Here is an 18,589-nt window from a genome sequence, read left to right as displayed (position 1 = left end):
GTTCGCGGCGGGCACCATGGGTCCGGTGCTCGCGGGCGTGCTCCAGTCGCTCGCCCTCCTCGGCGCCCTGGCGCTCGCCTACATCCCGCTCGGCGGCTACCTCGCCCGGGTCTACTCCTCCACCCGGCATCTGCGGGTCGAGCGGTGGATCTACCGGGCCGTGGGCGCCGACCCGGACGCCCGGATGCGCTGGCCCGCGTACCTGCGCGCGGTGCTCGCCTTCTCGGCGGCCGGGGTGCTCCTGCTGTACCTGCTGCAGCGGTTGCAGGGGGTGCTGCCCCTCTCGCTCGGCTTCCGCTCGATCGACCCGGACCAGGCGTTCAACACCGCGGTGTCCTTCGTGACCAACACCAACTGGCAGTCGTACGCCGGTGAACAGGCCATGGGGCACGTGGTGCAGACCGCGGGCCTCACCGTGCAGAACTTCGTCTCCGCCGCCGTCGGCATGGCCGTCGCCGTCGCCCTGGTGCGCGGATTCTCCCGGTCGGGCGACGGCGAACTGGGCAACTTCTGGGCCGATCTGGTGCGGGGCGTCGTCCGCGTGCTGGTGCCGCTGGCCGCCGTCGCCGCGGTCGTGCTCGTCGCCTGCGGCGCGATCCAGAACTTCTCCGGGATCCACGCGGTCGGTCAGTTCATGGGCGGCTCACAGCAGTTCAACGGCGGCGCGGTCGCCTCCCAGGAGGCCATCAAGGAGCTCGGCACCAACGGCGGCGGCTACTTCAACGCCAACTCCGCCCACCCGTTCGAGAATCCCACCCCGTTCACGAACCTCTTCGAGATCTTCCTGATCCTGGTCGTCCCGTTCGCGCTCACCCGCGCCTTCGGCCTGATGGTCGGCAACGTGCGGCAGGGCTACGCGCTGCTCGCCACCATGGTCACCATCTGGCTGGGCTTCGTCGCCCTGATGATGTGGACCGAGTTCGCCCACCACGGCCCGGCCCTCCAGGCGGCGGGCGCGGCGATGGAGGGCAAGGAGGTCCGCTTCGGCGTCGGCGGCTCGTCGCTCTTCGCGGTCTCGACCACGCTCACCTCGACGGGCGCGGTGGACTCCTTCCACTCCTCCTTCACCGGCCTGGGCGGCGGCATCACCCTGCTCGGCATGATGCTCGGCGAGATCGCGCCCGGCGGTGTCGGCTCCGGCCTCTACGGCATGCTGATCATGGCGGTCATCGCCGTCTTCCTCGCCGGGCTGATGGTGGGCCGTACGCCCGAGTACCTGGGCAAGAAGATCGGCCCCCGGGAGATCAAGCTGGCGGCCTGCTACCTCCTGGTCACACCGGCGCTCGTGCTCGTCTTCACGGCGTTCGCGCTGGCCCTGCCGACGCCGCCGCACTCGATGGCCAACGGGGGAGCGCACGGCTTCTCCGAGATCCTGTACGCCTACACCTCCGGTGCCAACAACAACGGCTCCGCCTTCGCCGGGCTGAGCGCCGACACGCAGTGGTTCAACACCACGATCGGTCTCGCGATGCTCTTCGGCCGCTTCCTGCCGATGGTGTCCGTGCTGGCCCTGGCCGGTTCGCTCGGCGCGCAGCAGCCGGTCCCCGTCACGGCCGGCACCCTGCGCACCGAGAAACCGCTCTTCGCGGGCCTCCTGGTGGGGGCCGTCCTGATCGTCACCGGTCTCACGTACTTCCCGGCGCTCGCGCTGGGCCCGCTCGCCGAGGGGCTGGCGTGATGACCACCCGTACGCACACCTCAGAGGACTCGATGCCCACCGTCACTCCCACCCGGGCGCCGCACGACGACGCCCCGCAGGGACACCAGCGCGCCGGGGGCCGTGTCGGCGCGGGCCTGTTCGACCCCCGGCAACTGGTCGCCTCCCTGCCGGTCGCCTTCCGCAAGCTCGACCCGCGGGTGATGGTGAAGTCCCCCGTGATGTTCGTGGTGTGGATCGGCTCGGTGCTGACCACGGCCTTCTCCTTCACCGACCCGGCCGACTGGTTCGGCTGGACCATCAGCGCCTGGCTGTGGCTGACCGTCGTCTTCGCCAATCTGGCGGAGGCGGTCGCCGAGGGCCGCGGCAAGGCCCAGGCCGACACCCTGCGCAGGGCGAGGACCGACACGGTGGCCCGCAGGGCCGACGGATCGGTGGTCCCGGGGACGCAGTTGCGGGTCGGCGACCTGGTGGTCTGCGAGGCCGGGGACGTCATCCCGGGCGACGGCGACGTCGTCGAGGGCGTGGCCAGCGTCGACGAATCGGCGATCACCGGGGAGTCCGCACCGGTGATCCGCGAGTCCGGCGGCGACCGGTCGGCCGTCACCGGTGGCACGAAGGTGCTCTCCGACCGCATCGTCGTGAAGATCACGACGAAGCCCGGCGAGACCTTCATCGACCGGATGATCGGCCTCGTCGAGGGCGCGGCCCGGCAGAAGACGCCCAACGAGATCGCCCTGAACATCCTGCTGGCCTCGCTGACGATCGTCTTCCTGCTGGCGTGCGCCACGCTGCCCCCGTTCGCGCACTACGCCGGCACCCGTCTGACCATGGTGGTGCTGGTCGCCCTGCTGGTCTGCCTGATCCCCACGACCATCGGCGCGCTGCTCTCCGCGATCGGCATCGCCGGCATGGACCGGCTGGTGCAGCGCAACGTCCTGGCACTGTCGGGCCGGGCGGTGGAGGCCGCCGGGGACGTCTCCACGCTGCTGCTCGACAAGACCGGCACCATCACGCTGGGCAACCGGCAGGCCGCCGCGTTCGTGCCGGTGAACGGGACGACGGAGGCGGAGGTCGCCGACGCCGCCCAGCTGTCCTCGCTCGCCGACGAGACGCCCGAGGGCCGCTCCGTCGTCGTCCTGGCGAAGGAGAGGTACGGGCTGCGCGAGCGCCGGCAGGGCGAGTTGGCGCACGCCGAGTGGATCCCCTTCACCGCCCAGACCCGTATGTCGGGCGTCGACGTCGACGGCCGCAGGGTCCGCAAGGGCGCCACGGCCTCCGTCCTCGCCTGGGTGAGGCAGCGGGGCGGCGAAGTCGCCGCGGACGCGCAGGCGTTGACCGACCGGATAGCCGAGGAAGGCGGCACCCCGCTGCTCGTCGCGGTCGAAGACGCCGACGGGGCACGGGTGCTGGGCGTCATCCATCTCAAGGACGTCGTCAAGCACGGCATGCGGGAGCGGTTCGAGGAGCTGCGCCGCATGGGCATCAGGACCGTCATGATCACGGGTGACAACCCGCTGACCGCGAAGGCGATCGCCGAGGAGGCGGGTGTCGACGACTTCCTCGCCGAGGCCACCCCCGAGGACAAGATGGCCCTCATCAAGAGGGAGCAGGCCGGCGGCAAGCTCGTGGCGATGACCGGCGACGGCACCAACGACGCCCCCGCGCTCGCCCAGGCCGACGTCGGCGTGGCCATGAACACCGGCACGTCGGCCGCCAAGGAGGCCGGCAACATGGTCGACCTCGACTCGGATCCGACCAAGCTCATCGAGATCGTCGAGATCGGCAAGCAACTCCTCATCACCCGGGGCGCGTTGACGACGTTCTCCCTCGCCAACGACGTCGCCAAGTACTTCGCGATCATCCCGGCGCTGTTCGCGGCCGTCTACCCGGGTCTGGACAAGCTGAACATCATGCACCTGTCCTCGCCGAGCTCCGCGATCCTCTCGGCGGTCGTCTTCAACGCGCTGATCATCGTCGCGCTGGTGCCGCTCGCGCTGAAGGGCGTGCGCTACCGGCCGACGGGCGCGGACCGGATGCTGCGGCGCAACCTCGGGATCTACGGTCTCGGCGGCCTGCTCGCGCCCTTCGCCGGCATCAAGCTCATCGACATGATCGTCTCTCTGCTCCCCGGGATCGGCTGATCACCATGAACAATTCCGTGACCGACACCGCCCGTCTGCTCGGCGCGGGCCTGCGCGCCCTCCTCGTACTCACCCTGGTGACCGGCGTGCTCTACCCGCTCGCCGTGACCGGCGTCGCACAGGGGCTGTTCCCCCACCAGGCGAACGGCTCCGAGGTGCGGGCGGACGGCAGGGTCGTCGGCTCCTCGCTGATCGGGCAGCAGGACTACGGCCAGAACTTCTTCCAGCCGCGCCCCGCGCGGGGGCTGGGCGAGAACTCCGTCAACACCCGGTACCGGCTGCTGGTGTCCGGGGCGACGAACCGCGCCGCCGACAGCCCGGAACTGGTGGCCTGGGTGAGGGAGGCGAAGGCGCGGGTGGTGCGGGAGAACTCGACCGCCGACTACACCGTGCGGCCCGCCGACGTCCCGGCCGACGCGGTGACCTCCTCGGGTTCCGGGCTGGACCCGGACATCTCCCCGCAGTACGCGGCCCTTCAGGTGCACCGGGTCGCCGAGCGCAACGGCCTCTCCGTGGCCCGGGTCGAGCGGCTCGTCCGGGACCACACCGAGGGGCGCACCCTCGGCTTCGTCGGCGAACCCCGGGTCAACGTCCTGGAGCTCAACATCGCGCTGCGGGAACTGGCCGCGCGGAGCTGACCACGTGCGGGCGAGGAGCCCGCGCACGTGCGAGGGGCCCGCGCACGTGCGAGGGGCCCGCGCACGTGCGAGGGGCCGGCGCACGTGCGAGGGGCCGGTGCGCAGCGTGGGCTGCGGCCGGCCCCGGAGAGGTGGTGGTTCAGGCGGCCGTCACCACCCGGCCGGCGTCCAGCGGGCGGTGCGGGGCGATGATCTTGCCGTTCGGCAGGAGTTCGCCGGTGTCCTCGAAGAGGAGTACGCCGTTGCACAGCAGGCTCCAGCCCTGCTCCGGGTGGTGCGCCACGAGGCGGGCGGACTCCCGGTCGGCGGAATCGGCTGACGGGCACGGCGGCTGGTGCTGGCACATGGTGGGTGGGATCTTTCGCTCTGATGTGGTCATGTCGGCCCCCGTTTCAGAAGTCGGTCGGGTTCCAGTGTTGCCCCACGGGCGTCAATCCGCAGGCATTTCGCAGCACCGCTTCCACAGAGAGGTATACGCATCACCCGGGCGGCTGGTTCATCCCAACTGACCTGCACGTTCGGGTGATTCACGATGGCCGAGCGTGACGGGGCCGGATGGGTCATACGGCATGGAAGTGACTCTTCCGAGCGTCGAATTGCTCGTACGAGCGAATACGGCCGGGAAGGTGCCGGAGGGCCCGGCCGGGAAGGTACCGGAGGGCCGCCGGGCACACGGGCGGGCCCTGCTTCGGCAAAGGACGCGAGCCCCGCTTCGGGAAAGGACGCGGGCCCGCTTCCGCAAAGGACCCGGGCCCCGCTTCCGGCAGGAAACGGGGCCCGGTCGTGCGGCCGAAGGTCAGGCGGGCTGGCCGAGCAGCGGGGTGGGCGGCGCCGGGGTCGCGGGGGCCACCGGGGTCGCGGGGGTCGCCCGCAGCGTGAGCACCGGCAGCAGGTCGGAGACCCGGTGCGGGAGGTGGGCGGCGATCCCGGGCGGGGCCGGCGCCAGCGGCACCAGCAGGTCCGTGGCCTGCGGATGCCCCTCCGCCCCGTCGGCCGTGACGTCCTCGTGCAGCCACAGCGTGAGCATGTACAGGCCGGGCACCGACAGCAGCCGCGCCTGGTACGGCTGAGGCAGCGACTCGGCCTGACGCAGCGCGCGCTCGGTGGAGGTGACGTACGGGCCCTCGAAGAAGTGCGAGAAGGCCCAGCCGTCGGGGGTCAGCCGGGTCTCGGCCGCCGCCACCGCGCGGTCGCCGCAGCGGATCAGGAACCGCCAGCCGGCCAGCCGGGTGGCCTGTACTCCCTCGGGAGTGATCGCGTCCAGCACATGCACGGGCAGGGGCAGCTCGGGGGTCACCGGCCCCTCGGCGTTCCGCAGCGACGGAGTGGGCGCCTGGCGGACCGCGGTCGGGGAACCGAGTGCCATCACCACGGAGCGAAGTGCAGGCGCGGGAGCCGGGGGTACATGCAGCGGCATGGTGGGTCGCCTCTCATTCGGCAGGCACGGTGGCGTGAGGGCGGGGCGTGGGCGGACGACGCTGTCAGCTCTCGGGATCAGGGCTCGGCGAGGCAGGGGCCGGGGTCGGAGGAAAGGAGAGTGCACTGGTGGCCCGTCGTCCGTCTCCCCGACGACAGGCCTTCGACCGCGGGCGCCAACCTGCTGCCCTGTCCCGCGAGTTTATACGACACGTGTTCAGCCTGTGTTTCGTGTAGCGGTTTCCGGAGCACTCGGCAAGAGTCTATTCGGTCGCCGATTCGCGGGAATCCTCCCGATTCCGGAGGGGCTGAACGGCGGTGACCTCGGGAAGTGCAGGTCCAGCGGTCGGCCAATTCTCGTCGGCGTTTTTTACGAGATCCATTCCCGGGGAAACCGCCCGCCGCCGCATGCCCCGCGAATGTGCCAATGGACAACCCGCCGGACAACCCGGCAAGCCTAGTCGTTCGCGGCCCGGCGCGCATGCGTTACGGATCGCTTCGGCTGGGCATCATCCCCCCTGCACCAGACACCGGCGGCCCGGTCACGGGCCCGCCACCAGCCGAGGAAGGGACGCTTCGATGGGCGAGAAGGTCGTGGCAGGCTCGTTCGACCTGTCCGATCGCCAGCGCTACCGCGACAAGCTGCGCCAGTGCCTGACGGGACTGGAGCGGCTTCTGGCCCAGCAGCGGTTCGACCGCCCGAAGAACCTGATGGGGCTGGAGATCGAATTGAATCTGGTGGGCTCCGACGGCCTGCCGAAAATGCTCAACGCGGAGGTGCTGGAACGCATCGCGAGCCGCGACTTCCAGACGGAACTCGCCATGTTCAACCTGGAAGTGAACATAGCCCCGCACCGGCTCGGCGGGCGGGTTTTCGACCGGCTCGCCGAGGAACTCCGCATCGCCCTGGCCTATGCCGACCGCAAGGCCGGCGAGGTCGACGCGGGAATCGCGATGATCGGCATTCTGCCCACGCTGGACCGTGACGACCTGGTCTCGTCCAATCTTTCCGACGTAGACCGCTACACCCTGCTCAACGACCAGATCGTCGCCGCCCGCGGGGAGGACTTCACGCTGGACATCGAGGGCGTGGAGCACCTGCGCTGCACCTCCGGGTCGATCACCCCGGAGGCGGCCTGCACCTCGGTGCAGCTGCACCTCCAGGTCACCCCCGGCCGCTTCGCCGACGTGTGGAACGCCGCCCAGGCCATCGCCGCCCCGCAGGTGGCACTCGGTGCCAATTCGCCGTTCCTCTTCGGCCACGAACTGTGGCGCGAGTCCCGCCCCCCGCTCTTCCAGCAGTCCACGGACACCCGCCCGCCCGAGCTCCAGGCCCAGGGCGTGCGGCCACGCACCTGGTTCGGCGAGCGGTGGATCACCTCGGCCTACGACCTGTTCGAGGAGAACCTGCGCTACTTCCCGGCCCTGCTGCCGATCTGCGACGAGGAGGACCCGCTCGCGGTGATCGAGGCGGGCGGCACACCCAAGCTCGCCGAACTCGTCCTGCACAACGGCACGGTCTACCGCTGGAACCGGCCCGTCTACGGCGTCGCCGACGGCGTCCCGCACCTGCGCGTGGAGAACCGCGTCCTGCCGGCCGGGCCGAGCGTCACCGACGTGGTGGCCAACGCCGCCTTCTACTACGGCGTCGTCCGCGCCCTCGCCGAGGACGCGCGGCCCGTGTGGACGCGGATGCCGTTCGAGGCGGCCGCCGCCAACTTCGACGCCGCGTGCCGCTACGGCATCGACGCCCGCCTGGAGTGGCCGCGGCGCGGCCGGCTGGGCGGCACGACCACCGTCGACGCCGTCACCCTGGTCCGCGACGAGCTGCTGCCGCTGGCGGCGGCCGGGCTGGACGCGTGGGGCATCGAGCCCGCCGACCGCGATCTCTACCTCGGAGTGATCGACGAGCGGTGCCGCCGCCGCGCCAACGGGGCGACCTGGCAGGCGGCCACCTTCCACCAGGCGCTGGAGAAGGGGCTGTCCCGCGACGCGGCGCTGGCGGCGACCACCCGGCGCTACCGGGAGCTGATGCAGCACGGCGACCCCGTGCACAGCTGGCCGGTGGGCCTGCCGGAGCCGGTCCCGATGACCTGAGACGCGCGCCGGGCGCGGGGGCGGCCGTCCGCCTTCCGGGATGATCGGGCATGCTGTGACCTCCGACGGAGCGCAGGCGGAGGCGGGTTCAGGTGACCGAGACTTTTCCCGAACAGCGGCTGTCGCGGCGGCTCTGCCGCGACGAGACCCTGCTCGTTCTGGGGCTTTCGCTCGGCGCGAGCGGCGTCTCCGCACTGATCAGCTTCATCGGCTCGGTCACCAAGCCCGGCGGGCTGAAGGATCAGGCCGCCACGCTCAACGCCTCCGCCGCGCCGGGCCGCCCCTGGCTGGACCTCGCCTGGCAGCTGTTCGGCATCGCCAGCGCGCTGGTGCCGGTCGCGCTCGTCGCGCACCTGCTGATGCGGGAGGGCCGCAGCCTGCGCACCCTCGGCTTCGACCGCACGCGGCCCTGGTTCGACCTCGGCCGCGGCGCCGCGATCGCCGCGGTGATCGGCAGCACCGGCATCGCCTTCTACCTGGCCGCCCGCGGTCTCGGCTTCAACCTGACCGTCGTGCCCGAGGCCCTGCCCGATGTGTGGTGGAAGTACCCGGTTCTCATCCTGTCGGCGGTGCAGAACGCGGTCCTCGAAGAGGTCGTGGTCGTCGGCTATCTGCTGCGCCGGCTGGGCCAGCTGGGCTGGACGCCGGGCACCGCGCTCGTGGCCAGCGCGGTGCTGCGCGGCTCCTACCACCTCTACCAGGGCATCGGCGGGTTCATCGGCAACATGGTGATGGGCGTCGTCTTCGTGTACCTCTACCGCCGCTGGGGCCGGGTCGGGCCGCTGGTGGTGGCGCACTCGCTGCTCGACATCGGCGCGTTCGTCGGCTACGCGCTGCTGGCCGGCAAGGTGGGCTGGCTGCCGACGGCGTGAACCGCCGGCAGCGCGCACTCAGCGCCGTGTGACCCTCACGGCCGGGCGAGCAGGTCGCCCTCGATCACCGTCACCGCCCGGCCGCTCAGCAGCGTGCGCTCGCCGCGCAGTTCGACGCGCACCCGGCCGGAACGCGGCGACGCCTGGAGCCCGGTGAGGTCCGGGCGGTCCAGACGCCCGGCCCAGAACGGGGTCAGCGCGGTGTGCGCGCTGCCGGTGACCGGGTCCTCGTCGATGCCGACGTTGGGGAAGAAGCAGCGGGAGACGAAGTCGTAGCCGTGCGCCGGGTCCTCGGCGCGGGCGGTGGCGATGACACCCCGCGCGGAGAAGGCGGCCAGGGCCTTGTGGTCCGGGGTGAGGGCGCGCACGGTCTGCTCGTCGGCGAGCTCCACCAGCAGGTCGCCGACCTGCGGGCCGGTGTCGAAGGCGGCGCGCGGCTCGGCGCCCAGGGCCTTGGCGACCCCCGCCGGAAGCTCCACCTCGGTCAGCGGCGCGGTGGGGAAGTCCAGCGTGATCGAGCCGTCCTGGCGTGGCGTGGCGATCAGCACGCCGCTGCGGGTGGCGAACCGCACGGGTCCCTCGTGCGCGCCGGTGGTGTGCAGGACGTGGGCCGTGGCGAGGGTGGCGTGCCCGCACATGGCGACCTCGGCGGCCGGCGTGAACCAGCGCAGCGCCCAGTCGGCCTCGCCGCCCTCGGGGAGACGGTGGGCGAAGGCGGTCTCGGCGTGGTTGACCTCCAGCGCCACGTTCTGCAGCCAGGCGTCGTCCGGGAAGGAGTCCAGCAGGAGGACGCCGGCCGGGTTGCCGGAGAAGGGGCGGTCGGTGAAGGCGTCGACGATTCGGATGCGCATGGCCCGACGGTAGTGCGGCGCCGAAGGCGCAGGCCAAGGCCAATTCGGGGCGGCTGGACCGCTCGGCGTACCGGACCGGCGGGCGGCAGGGTCTTGTCGTAGCCCTTCTTCCGATATATCGTTGAGACATCGCGAAGGATCGCGAGTGGTCGACGATCGGATGATGATCGGATCGCGCCGGACATACAGTGAAAGAGAGTGATCGCAATGCGTACGCATGGTTTCGAGCACGGACATCGGCACGGCGGCCCCGGGCGCGGCTTCCCGGGCTTCGGCGGATTCGGCGGCGACGGCCGACGCGCCGCCTTCGGTCCCTTCGGCCCGGGCGGCCCCGGCTTCGGTCCCGGCGGTCCCGGTTTCGGCCCGGGTTTCGGGCCCGGACCCTGGGGCGGACGAGGGCGCGGCGGACCGCGCGGACGGGCCCGGCGCGGTGACGTGCGGGCATCGATCCTGGCCCTGCTCAAGGACCGGCCGATGCACGGCTACGAGATGATCCAGGAGATCGCCGAACGCAGCGGCGGCGCCTGGAAGCCGAGCCCCGGCTCGGTGTACCCCACCCTCCAGCTGCTGGAGGACGAGGGGCTGATCAGCAGTGAGTCCGAGGGCGGCAAGAAGCTGTTCTCGCTCACCGAGGAGGGCCGCGCCGCGGCCGACCAGGGGCCCGAGGCGCCGTGGGAGGAGGCCTCCCGCGGGATCGACTTCGAGGCGCTGGGCGAGATCCGTCAGGCCGGCTTCGGGCTGATGGAGGCCTTCGGCCAGGTCTGGAAGACCGGCACCAAGGAACAGCGCGAGAAGGCCCTGGCCGTCCTCAACGACGCCCGCAAGAAGCTGTACCTGATCCTCGCCGACGAGGACTGATACGCAGGCACCCGAAGGCGCCCCACGCGATCGTGCGCGGGGCGCCTTCGGCCGCTCGCCCGGCCCCGGCGTGGGCCCATCACCCCACGCGCCGTATCTCCGCCGCGTCGAACAGGTCCCAGGCGCGCGGGAACGGCCCCTCGTCGTGGCAGTGCCACGCCTCCCAGAACAGGTCGGCGAGCAGCGCGTCCTCCGGAGCGTAGACCCGGTACACGTAACTCCGGCCGTCGACAGCGGGCAGCGCCACCAGCCAGCAATCGCTCTCCATGTCCGTGTGGGACGAACGGCGGCGCGACGTGGTTGCCCCAGGGGGCGCAAGGCAAGGCGGCGCGCGCCTGCCGGGGAGAATCGGCGTGATCTCATCCGTGAGGAGGAGATCGCGCCGACCGCCGTCCACTCCTCGTGGGACGCGCGAATGGTTCGCGCCGTGGATGCCCGCGCGCCCCGGGACTGATGGGGTAGGGGGTGTGCACCCCCGTATACCGCCGCAAGTCACCCCTGACCAGGGCGTCCGCCGCCTCGACGACGACCGGCTGGGCGCGGGGCTCGGCGCCGTGGTCGCCGGAGCCCGGCGCCGCGCGGTGCGGGACGGGGACCGGCACATCGACACCGCGCATCTGCTGCACTCGCTGCTGGAGTCCGACCCCGAGGTGCGGGCCGCCTTCGCGCCGGCGCAGGTCGCCCGGCTGCTCGGCTACCTCGTGCAGCGCAGCATCGGCTACGGGCTGCGCTGGCAGGGCTCCGTCGAGGACTCCGGCGCGGTGCCCGTGGTGAGCCCGGCCGAGGGCTGCTCGCCCCTGGCCTCGCTCGCCCTGCACGCCGCCCTGGACCGCGCGGCGCGGCACGGGCGGGCCCCGCGCGGCGGCGACCTGCTCGCCGGGCTCGTCGCCGAGCCCTCGGCACGCGCCGTCCAGGTGCTGGAGCGCGCCGGGATCGACGCACGGGAGCTGGCCGCGCGCCTCGACCGGGAGCCGTCCACCGACCTCCCGGAGCCGTCCACCGACCTCCCGGAACCGTCCACCGACCTCGGAGCGTCCAGCCGCTGAGACAGGTGCCATAAGGGGTGACGGTCCTGTCATCGCCTGTCATCATGGGTTGGTGCACACGTCTGGGAGCAATCAGGACCGTCGCGGCAAGGGCGCCGGGCTGTCCCTCGCGCTGGTGTCGGCCCTCGCCTTCGGTGGCTCCGGTGTCGCCGCCAAGCCGCTGATCGAGGCAGGGCTGGACCCGCTGCACGTGGTGTGGCTGCGGGTGGCCGGCGCGGCCCTGGTGATGCTGCCGCTCGCCGTCCGCCATCGCGCGCTGCCGCGCCGCCGCCCGGCGCTGCTCGCCGGGTTCGGGCTGCTGGCCGTCGCCGGAGTCCAGGCATGCTACTTCGCCGCGCTCTCCCGGATCCCGGTCGGGGTCGCGCTGCTCGTCGAGTACCTCGCCCCGGCCCTGGTGCTGGGCTGGGTGCGGTTCGTGCAGCGGCGGCCGGTGACCCGCGCCGCCGCACTCGGTGTGGTGCTCGCCGCCGGCGGCCTCGCCTGTGTGGTGGAGGTGTGGTCCGGGCTGAGCTTCGACGCCCTCGGCCTGCTGCTCGCGCTGGGCGCCGCCTGCTGCCAGGTCGGCTACTTCGTCCTGGCCGACCAGGGCAGCGACTCCGGCGCCGACGCCCCCGATCCGCTCGGCGTCATCGCCTACGGCCTGCTGATCGGTGCCACCGTGCTGACCGCGCTCGCCCGCCCCTGGGAGATGGACTGGTCGGTGCTCGCGGGCACCGCCCGGATGGACGGCACCCCCGTCGCCGGCTGGCTGCTGCTGGCCTGGATCGTGCTGATCGCCACGGTCGTCGCCTACGTCACCGGGGTGCTCTCCGTGCGCCGCCTGTCCCCGCAGGTCGCGGGCGTCGTCGCCTGCCTGGAGGCGGTCATCGCGACCGTCCTGGCGTGGGTGCTGCTCGGGGAGCACCTGTCCGCCCCGCAGATCGCCGGCGGCGCGGTGGTCCTGGTGGGCGCGTTCATCGCCCAGTCGTCGACGCCCGCGAAGGGCTCCGCGGAGCCGGTGGCGGGCGGGTCCGCGGAAAGGGAGTTGTCGGCCCGCGGAACGGCCGCATAAAGTGCTGATCATGCCGTTCGACGCACTCGTTCTTCCGCCTCCGGCCGCCTGAGGCGGGCCCTCCGGTGACCTCCGCCCGGCGCATGCCGCCGGGCCGAACGGTGCTGCCCGCAGAAGAGTTCAGCGGATCCCGCACGGACGGGATCCCTCTGTCGAATCCCGAACTTCTGCCTTCTGCGGAGAGAACGCGTGTCCACTCCTGCTTCCGGCCTGCCCGTCGGGCGAGGCCTGCTCTACCTGATCGTCGCCGGTGCCGCCTGGGGCACCGCCGGCGCGGCCGCCTCCCTGGTCTACCGGGCCAGCGACATGAGCGCCGTCACCCTGTCCTTCTGGCGCTGCGCGGCCGGGCTCGTCCTGCTGCTCGCCGCCCGCCGCTTCGGCCCCCGCCCGGCGGCCGCCGCCACCCCCGAGCCGGTGCGCCGCCGGCTGCTGCGCGCCGGGGCCACGGGTGTCGGGCTCGCGGTGTTCCAGACGGCGTACTTCGCTGCCGTCTCCGCCACCGGGCTGGCCGTGGCGACCGTCGTCACGCTCGGCGCCGGTCCCGTCCTCATCGCGCTCGGCGCCCGGCTGACCCTCGGCGAGCGGCTGGGCCGCGGCGGACTGGCCGCGGTCGGGGGCGCCCTCGCGGGGCTGGGCGTGCTGGTCCTCGGCGGGGGAGCGACGACGGTACGGCCGTGGGGCGTCGCCCTGGCCCTGCTGTCCGCCGCCGGCTACAGCGCGATGACGCTGCTGACCCGCCGGTGGGGCCGGGACGGCGGCGTGGATGCCGGCAGCACCTCCGTCGGGGCCTTCGCGGTCACCAGCCTGTGCCTGCTGCCGTTCGCCCTGGCCGACGGGCTGATCCCGCACACCGCGGACCCGGCGCGGACGGTGTGGCTGCTGGCGTACATCGCCGCCGTGCCCACCGCGCTCGCCTACGCCCTGTACTTCGCGGGCGCGGCCGTGGTCCGGTCGGCGACCGTGTCGGTGATCATGCTGCTGGAGCCGGTGAGCGCCGCGGTCCTCGCCGTCGCCCTCCTCGGTGAACGCCTCACGGCCGCCACCTGCGCCGGTACGGTCCTGATGCTGGCCTCGGTGACCGGCCTGGCCCTGACGGAGGCGCGGACGCCGGCGCCCGCCTGACCGGGGCGGGAGGCCTCAGGGGGTGCGCCCCGCCGGGCCGCTCCTGCCCTGTGACGTCGTCGTGGCCGCGTACGGGGGGCGGCCCGGCGTCACAGCGCCGCCAGGTAGTCGGGCAGGGGGGTGCCGGCGGCGAGCTGCGGGTCGGCCACGGCGGCGTCGTAGCCCTTGCGGAGCGGGACCAGGCCGGCCCAGTGGGGCAGGGCGAGGTCCTCGGGCTCGTCGTTGACGCCGCCGGTGCGCAGCTTGGCGGAGACCTCGTTCAGGTCGAGCCGGATGACGGCCGTGGCGGCGAGCTCCTTCTTGTTGGCCGGGCGGGAGTCGGCGGCGCGGCCCGGAACGACGTGGTCGACCAGTGCGTCGAGCGCGCGCCGCTTCTCCTCGGGGTCCGTCACGTCGTGGGCGACGCCGTGCACCACGACGGAGCGGTAGTTGATCGAGTGGTGGAAGGCGGACCGGGCGAGCACCAGCGCGTCGACGTGGGTGACCGTCAGGCACACCGGGAGCCCCGGGTCGGCCTGGCCGGTCATGCGCAGCGGCCGCGAGCCGGTCGAGCCGTGCACGTAGAGCCGGTCGCCGACCCGGCCGTACAGCGTCGGCAGCACCACTGGGGCGCCGTCGCGGACGAAGCCGAGGTGGCAGACGTAGCCCTCGTCGAGTATCGCGTGCACCAGCTCCTTGTCGTACCGCGCGCGGTCGGCGGAGCGGGTGGGGACGGTGCGGTCGGTCGGGGTGTAGGCGGCGGGCTGGGTCGTCGTGGTCCCCGGCATGGTGCTCTCCCTGAGATGGCGGTGCGCCGCGCGCGCCGCGGTGGTGGTGTGCCCCAGTGGCTTTTCTTATTGCACTAGTGCATAATCTGGTTTGTGCTAGGAGAATATCCGATCAAAGGGCGGCGCGCAGCAGAGATTGCCGCCGACGTCGAGCGCGCGGTGGCCGACGGGGCCCTGAAACCCGGCGAACTCCTGCCGCCGATGCGGGAGTTGGCCGAACGGCTCGGGGTGAACCCGAACACGGTCGCCGCCGCGTACCGCACCCTGCGCGAGCGCGGGGTCATCGAGACCGCCGGGCGGCGGGGCAGCCGGGTGCGTCCCCGTCCGGCCACGACCGGACGCGAGTACATCGGCGTGGACATCCCCGAGGGGGTGCGGGACCTGTCGAACGGCAACCCCGATCCGGCGCTGCTCCCGCCGCTGGCCCCCGCCTTCGCCGCGGCCGCCGCCCAGAGCGACCGCGAACCCGTGCTGTACGGCGAGGCCCCCGTCGAGCCCGGGCTGGAGCGGCAGGCGCGCGCCGCGCTGAGCGCCGACGGGGTGCCCGACGGGCCGCTGGCCGTCTGCTCCGGCTCCCTCGACGCGATCGAACGCGTCCTCGCCGCGCACCTCAAGCCGGGCGACACCGTCGCCGTGGAGGATCCCGGCTGGGGCAGCCTGCTCGACCTCGTCCCCGCACTGGGGCTGCGCACCGCGCCGGTCGGCGTCGACGACGAGGGTCCGCTGCCCGACGACGTCCGCGGCGCGCTCGCGGCCGGCGCCCGCGCGGTGATCGTCACCGACCGCGCGCAGAACCCCACCGGTGCCGCGGTGAGCGCCGCACGCGCGCGTGCCCTGCGGGCCGTCCTGCGCGCGCACCCGCAGACACTGCTCGTCGAGGACGACCACGGGCACGCCATCGTCGACCTGCCCCTGCATCCGCTCGCCGGTGTCACCCGGCACTGGGCCCTCGTCCGCTCCGCCGCCAAGGCCTACGGCCCCGACCTGCGGCTCGCCGTCCTCACCGGCGACGACGTCACCCTGGACCGGGTGCGCGGCCGGCAGCGGCTCGGCCCCGGCTGGGTCAGCCGCATCACCCAGCGCGCGGTGGCCCGGCTGTGGTCCGAGGGCGCGGTGGACGTGCCGGCCGTCGCCGGCGCCTACGGCCGGCGCCGGGACGCGCTGATCGGTGCGCTCGCCGAGCGGGGAGTGCGGGCCTACGGGCGCAGCGGCCTGAACGTGTGGATCCCCGTGCCCGACGAGACGGGAGCCGTCGCCCGGCTGCTCCAGGGAGGCTGGGCGGTCGCCCCGGGCGCCCGCTTCCGCATGGGCGCGGCCCCCGGCATCCGCGTCACCGTCTCGGCGCTCCCGGAGGAGGAGGCCGGTCCGCTGGCGCACGCGATCGCCACGGCTCTGGGGGCGGGGGGAGTGGGACGGCCGGTGTAGGGCGGGCGGGCTCCCCCCGAGGCTCGCTCTACCGCTTCGGCCGCGCCTGGGTCAGCGCCGCACCCGCCAGGACGATCGCCGCGCCCACCGGGGTCGACCAGTGCAGGGACTCGCCCAGCACGGCGACGCCGGCGGCCGTGGCGATGACCGGGATGAAGTACGTGACCATCTGCGCCGTCGTCGGGCCGACCTCGTCGACCAGGCCGTACTGGATGAGGACCGCGAGGCCCGTGCCCAGGGCGCCCAGGGCGGCGATCGCGAGCAGCGGCAGGGCGTGCACGTGGGTCGGCAGGGAGGTGAAGAGCGGGGTGACCAGGGCCAGTTGCAGCGTGGCCAGCAGCAGCTGCGCGCCGGTCAGGGACAGGTGCGAGTGGCCGCCGCCGGCCAGGGTGCGGCGGACGTAGATCCAGCCGACCGGGTAGCTGAGCGACGCCAGCAGGGCCAGCGCGGTGCCCCGGGCGTCCAGGCCGCTGAAGCCCTGCCAGGCGCCGAGCACGGTCAGGACGCCGAGGAAGCCGAGGCCGAGCCCGGCGACCCGCAGCCGCGTCGGACGGTCCTCGGACAGCGCCACCAGCGACAGCGCCATGCCCCACAGCGGGGAGGTGGCGTTGCAGATACCGGCCAGGGTGGACGGGATGGTCAGCTCCGCGTAGGCGAAGAGCGAGAAGGGCAGCGCGTTCAGCAGGAACGCGGCGACCGTCAGATGCGCCCAGGTGCGCGCCCCGCGCGGCAGTCGCTCCCGCTTCACCGCCATCGCCGCCGCCAGCACCGCCGTACCGAACACCAGGCGGCCCAGGGTGACCTGGAAGGGCGCGTAGCCTTCCGTGCCGACCTTGATGAGCAGGAAGCTGAAGCCCCAGATCAGCGACAGCGCGGCGAAGCGCAGGCGCCAGTCGAGGCGGGGCGTGCGGGACGGCGGGGCGCCGGTGCGCGACCGGGGGCGGGTGACGGAGACGGTGCTCATGCAGGCACTATGCGGGGTGACGATCTCGTAGCACAATCGAGAATTCGCACCCGGTATCTCGTAGCATCGCTAATGTATCGGCCGCGCCGGTCCCGGCCCGGGCCCCGGCCCACCCCCGCCCTGCCTCACGCGCACCCTCGCCCCCCCGGTACGAGCCCGTCCCCCCGTCGTCCGTCATCCGTCGTCGAAGGAGCCCCCCGCATGCTGAACCTGGAGCGCCTGCGCACCCTCGACGCCGTCGCCCGGCACGGCTCGGTGAGCGGGGCGGCCGAGGGCCTGCACATCACCACCTCCGCCGTGTCGCAGCAGCTGGCCAAGCTGGAGCGCGAGGTCGGCCAGCAACTGCTCGCCAAGCACGGCCGGGGCGTCCGGCTCACCGACGCCGGCCGGCTGCTCGCCGAACACGCCGGGCGCATCCTCTCCCAAGTGCAGCTCGCCCAGTCCGATCTCGAGGCGCAGCGCGGCCGGGTGGCCGGCGAGCTGCGGCTGTCCGCGTTCCCCACGGCCGCGCGCGGGCTCTTCCCCGCCGCCCTCGCCGCGCTGCGCGCCGAGCATCCCGCGCTGCGGATCCGCTCCTGCGAACTGGAGCCCGAGGCGGGCATCCGGGGCGTGGTGCGCGGCGACCTCGACCTCGCCGTCGTCCTCGACTGGTACAACAAGCCGATGCCGCTGCCCGACGGGCTGGTCAAGGCCTCCGTCCTGGACGACCCCGCCGACGTCGCCCTGCCCGCCGGGCATCCGCTGGCCGGCCGCGCCGAGGTGGACCTGGGCGAGTTCGCCGAGGACGAGTGGATCACCTGGGGCGAGGGCGAGTTCTGCCACGAGTGGCTGATGTACACGCTGCGCTCGCGCGGCATCGAGCCGATCGTCGGCCATCGCGCGGGCGAGACCCACACCCAGCTCGGGCTGGTCGCCGCGGGCCTCGGCGTGTGCATCGCGCCGCTGCTCGGCCGGCACCCGGTGCCCGAGGGGGTCGTGACCGTGCCGCTGAGGCAGCGGGTGCGCCGCCATGTGTACGTCGTCTGGCGCGCGGACGCCGACCGCCGCCCCTCGATCCGCGCGGCGGTCGAGGCCCTGAGGACGGCGGCCGAACGCGTCGAGGGGGCGGCGGCCACCGCCGGCTGAGTCGGCGCCACGGCCACCACGGGCGCCCTGCGATGTCACCGGACCGGGCAGCGGCTACTGCGGGCCGAGCTTGCGGAAGTCCCAGGAGACGACCTTGTCCGGGGTGAGCCTCAGCCACGCGTGCCGGCCGTCGTGCGGCAGCATGTCCAGGCCGAAGTACTTGCGCGCGAACCGCGTCTCCACGGCGTCCAGTTCGGCGCACAGTTCCCCGGTGCGCGGCACCTCGCCGACCACCTCCACGGCGCCGGACAGCTCCACGCCGCGCAGCTCGCCGTAGTCCTCGCCGGTGTCGACCGCGATCGCCACCCGTGGATCGCGCCGCAGGTCGGCCCACCGCCTGCTGCGCACCACCGAGTACAGCCACAGGGCCGTGCCGTCCCACAGGAACCACAGGGCGCTCACATGCGGGGCGCCGTCGGCGGAGACCGTGGCGACCCGGCAGGTGCGCTGCTCGGCGAGGAACGCGTCCAGCTCGCCGGGCGTCATCATGATCTTCCGGCCCCGACGCTGCGTGGCGGTCATCCGGCCCCCTCCGCTCGGCTGACGTGACGTCAGG

18 protein-coding genes are annotated in these 18,589 nt (G+C 73.2%); 11 read left to right on the top strand and 7 right to left on the bottom strand.

The features are described from left to right. Window positions 1-16 precede the first annotated feature (16 nt). Genes kdpA through ACF1AL_RS06640 form a run of 3 tightly spaced genes read left to right on the top strand, consistent with a single transcriptional unit; the run spans window position 17 to window position 4,439 of the window. Window positions 17-1,678, top strand: a complete 1,662-nt coding sequence (gene kdpA, locus ACF1AL_RS06650; RefSeq protein WP_391779187.1) for a potassium-transporting ATPase subunit KdpA — start codon at window positions 17-19, stop codon at window positions 1,676-1,678. After that, window positions 1,678-3,801 carry a potassium-transporting ATPase subunit KdpB gene (kdpB, locus tag ACF1AL_RS06645; protein ID WP_391779171.1) on the top strand — a complete coding sequence of 708 codons (2,124 nt, stop codon included), beginning with the start codon at window positions 1,678-1,680 and terminating at the stop codon, window positions 3,799-3,801. The genes kdpA and kdpB overlap by 1 nt, the downstream gene beginning before the upstream one ends. Window positions 3,802-3,806: 5 nt before the next feature. Next, window positions 3,807-4,439: a potassium-transporting ATPase subunit C gene (locus ACF1AL_RS06640; RefSeq protein ID WP_391779170.1), complete on the top strand. Its 633-nt coding sequence runs from the start codon at window positions 3,807-3,809 to the stop codon at window positions 4,437-4,439. Between the two features lie 139 nt (window positions 4,440-4,578). Here the strand turns inward: ACF1AL_RS06640 and ACF1AL_RS06635 are convergent, their stop codons facing one another. Both ACF1AL_RS06635 and ACF1AL_RS06630 read right to left on the bottom strand, forming a co-directional pair. After that, the gene (locus tag ACF1AL_RS06635; protein WP_361626743.1) at window positions 4,579-4,785 is read right to left on the bottom strand and encodes a DUF5999 family protein; all 207 of its coding nucleotides are present in this window, start codon (window positions 4,783-4,785) and stop codon (window positions 4,579-4,581) included. Between the two features lie 450 nt (window positions 4,786-5,235). Then, a complete protein-coding gene (locus ACF1AL_RS06630) occupies window positions 5,236-5,856 on the bottom strand; it encodes a hypothetical protein (RefSeq protein ID WP_366839089.1) in 621 nt (206 codons plus the stop codon). A gap of 578 nt (window positions 5,857-6,434) precedes the next feature. Between ACF1AL_RS06630 and ACF1AL_RS06625 the strand changes: the two genes are divergently transcribed. Further along, window positions 6,435-7,952 (top strand): glutamate--cysteine ligase, encoded by a 1,518-nt coding sequence (locus ACF1AL_RS06625; protein ID WP_384209686.1) that lies wholly within the window; start codon window positions 6,435-6,437, stop codon window positions 7,950-7,952. 92 nt (window positions 7,953-8,044) lie between these two features. Next, window positions 8,045-8,824, top strand: a complete 780-nt coding sequence (locus tag ACF1AL_RS06620; RefSeq protein WP_386419908.1) for a CPBP family intramembrane glutamic endopeptidase — start codon at window positions 8,045-8,047, stop codon at window positions 8,822-8,824. Between the two features lie 35 nt (window positions 8,825-8,859). Here ACF1AL_RS06620 and ACF1AL_RS06615 read toward each other — a convergent pair whose 3' ends face one another. Further along, on the bottom strand, window positions 8,860-9,675 hold the full coding sequence (locus ACF1AL_RS06615) for a PhzF family phenazine biosynthesis protein (RefSeq protein WP_391779168.1): 816 nt from the start codon (window positions 9,673-9,675) through the stop codon (window positions 8,860-8,862). Between the two features lie 207 nt (window positions 9,676-9,882). Between ACF1AL_RS06615 and ACF1AL_RS06610 the strand changes: the two genes are divergently transcribed. Next, on the top strand, window positions 9,883-10,533 hold the full coding sequence (locus ACF1AL_RS06610; RefSeq protein WP_391779167.1) for a PadR family transcriptional regulator: 651 nt from the start codon (window positions 9,883-9,885) through the stop codon (window positions 10,531-10,533). A 79-nt stretch (window positions 10,534-10,612) separates the two neighbouring features. Here the strand turns inward: ACF1AL_RS06610 and ACF1AL_RS06605 are convergent, their stop codons facing one another. Next, window positions 10,613-10,801, bottom strand: a complete 189-nt coding sequence (locus ACF1AL_RS06605) for a hypothetical protein (protein WP_386583797.1) — start codon at window positions 10,799-10,801, stop codon at window positions 10,613-10,615. A 199-nt stretch (window positions 10,802-11,000) separates the two neighbouring features. On the opposite strand from ACF1AL_RS06605, the gene ACF1AL_RS06600 reads away from it, so the two are divergent. The 3 genes from ACF1AL_RS06600 to ACF1AL_RS06590 all read left to right on the top strand — a co-directional run bounded on the left by ACF1AL_RS06600 (window position 11,001) and on the right by ACF1AL_RS06590 (window position 13,752). After that, window positions 11,001-11,579 (top strand): Clp protease N-terminal domain-containing protein, encoded by a 579-nt coding sequence (locus tag ACF1AL_RS06600; protein ID WP_391779166.1) that lies wholly within the window; start codon window positions 11,001-11,003, stop codon window positions 11,577-11,579. Between the two features lie 52 nt (window positions 11,580-11,631). Continuing rightward, entirely contained in the window at window positions 11,632-12,630 is a 999-nt protein-coding gene (locus ACF1AL_RS06595) for an EamA family transporter (RefSeq protein ID WP_366839081.1), read from the top strand. Window positions 12,631-12,819: 189 nt separating this feature from the next. Then, window positions 12,820-13,752: a DMT family transporter gene (locus ACF1AL_RS06590; RefSeq protein WP_391779165.1), complete on the top strand. Its 933-nt coding sequence runs from the start codon at window positions 12,820-12,822 to the stop codon at window positions 13,750-13,752. Window positions 13,753-13,841: 89 nt separating this feature from the next. Here ACF1AL_RS06590 and ACF1AL_RS06585 read toward each other — a convergent pair whose 3' ends face one another. Then, complete coding sequence (locus ACF1AL_RS06585) at window positions 13,842-14,519, bottom strand: pyridoxamine 5'-phosphate oxidase family protein (RefSeq protein ID WP_366839079.1); 678 nt, start codon at window positions 14,517-14,519, stop codon at window positions 13,842-13,844. A 93-nt stretch (window positions 14,520-14,612) separates the two neighbouring features. On the opposite strand from ACF1AL_RS06585, the gene ACF1AL_RS06580 reads away from it, so the two are divergent. Beyond that, window positions 14,613-15,944, top strand: coding sequence for an aminotransferase class I/II-fold pyridoxal phosphate-dependent enzyme (locus ACF1AL_RS06580; RefSeq protein ID WP_391779164.1), 1,332 nt, complete (start codon window positions 14,613-14,615; stop codon window positions 15,942-15,944). Between the two features lie 28 nt (window positions 15,945-15,972). Here the strand turns inward: ACF1AL_RS06580 and ACF1AL_RS06575 are convergent, their stop codons facing one another. Then, complete coding sequence (locus ACF1AL_RS06575; RefSeq protein WP_391696356.1) at window positions 15,973-16,908, bottom strand: DMT family transporter; 936 nt, start codon at window positions 16,906-16,908, stop codon at window positions 15,973-15,975. Between the two features lie 201 nt (window positions 16,909-17,109). Between ACF1AL_RS06575 and ACF1AL_RS06570 the strand changes: the two genes are divergently transcribed. Then, window positions 17,110-18,033: a LysR family transcriptional regulator gene (locus ACF1AL_RS06570; RefSeq protein ID WP_366839076.1), complete on the top strand. Its 924-nt coding sequence runs from the start codon at window positions 17,110-17,112 to the stop codon at window positions 18,031-18,033. Window positions 18,034-18,087: 54 nt separating this feature from the next. Here the strand turns inward: ACF1AL_RS06570 and ACF1AL_RS06565 are convergent, their stop codons facing one another. Further along, a complete protein-coding gene (locus tag ACF1AL_RS06565; RefSeq protein WP_366839075.1) occupies window positions 18,088-18,555 on the bottom strand; it encodes a pyridoxamine 5'-phosphate oxidase family protein in 468 nt (155 codons plus the stop codon). Window positions 18,556-18,589: the final 34 nt, after the last annotated feature.

This window comes from Streptomyces sp. NPDC014801 (assembly GCF_043082085.1).
In the GTDB taxonomy this organism is placed as follows: domain Bacteria; phylum Actinomycetota; class Actinomycetes; order Streptomycetales; family Streptomycetaceae; genus Streptomyces.
The sequence above is the reverse complement of the archived record's forward strand: the minus strand, read 5'-3'. Positions and strand labels throughout refer to the sequence as shown.

What these genes read in the sequence shown, in the direction of transcription:
- kdpA (WP_391779187.1), top strand. Translation starts at nt 17, where the DNA reads ATGGGTCCGGTGCTCGCGGGCGTGCTCCAGTCGCTCGCCCTCCTCGGC.
- kdpB (WP_391779171.1), top strand. Translation starts at nt 1,678, where the DNA reads ATGACCACCCGTACGCACACCTCAGAGGACTCGATGCCCACCGTCACT.
- ACF1AL_RS06640 (WP_391779170.1), top strand. Translation starts at nt 3,807, where the DNA reads ATGAACAATTCCGTGACCGACACCGCCCGTCTGCTCGGCGCGGGCCTG.
- ACF1AL_RS06635 (WP_361626743.1), bottom strand. Translation starts at nt 4,785, where the DNA reads ATGTGCCAGCACCAGCCGCCGTGCCCGTCAGCCGATTCCGCCGACCGG.
- ACF1AL_RS06630 (WP_366839089.1), bottom strand. Translation starts at nt 5,856, where the DNA reads ATGCCGCTGCATGTACCCCCGGCTCCCGCGCCTGCACTTCGCTCCGTG.
- ACF1AL_RS06625 (WP_384209686.1), top strand. Translation starts at nt 6,435, where the DNA reads ATGGGCGAGAAGGTCGTGGCAGGCTCGTTCGACCTGTCCGATCGCCAG.
- ACF1AL_RS06615 (WP_391779168.1), bottom strand. Translation starts at nt 9,675, where the DNA reads ATGCGCATCCGAATCGTCGACGCCTTCACCGACCGCCCCTTCTCCGGC.
- ACF1AL_RS06610 (WP_391779167.1), top strand. Translation starts at nt 9,883, where the DNA reads ATGCGTACGCATGGTTTCGAGCACGGACATCGGCACGGCGGCCCCGGG.
- ACF1AL_RS06605 (WP_386583797.1), bottom strand. Translation starts at nt 10,801, where the DNA reads ATGGAGAGCGATTGCTGGCTGGTGGCGCTGCCCGCTGTCGACGGCCGG.
- ACF1AL_RS06585 (WP_366839079.1), bottom strand. Translation starts at nt 14,519, where the DNA reads ATGCCGGGGACCACGACGACCCAGCCCGCCGCCTACACCCCGACCGAC.
- ACF1AL_RS06575 (WP_391696356.1), bottom strand. Translation starts at nt 16,908, where the DNA reads ATGAGCACCGTCTCCGTCACCCGCCCCCGGTCGCGCACCGGCGCCCCG.
- ACF1AL_RS06570 (WP_366839076.1), top strand. Translation starts at nt 17,110, where the DNA reads ATGCTGAACCTGGAGCGCCTGCGCACCCTCGACGCCGTCGCCCGGCAC.
- ACF1AL_RS06565 (WP_366839075.1), bottom strand. Translation starts at nt 18,555, where the DNA reads ATGACCGCCACGCAGCGTCGGGGCCGGAAGATCATGATGACGCCCGGC.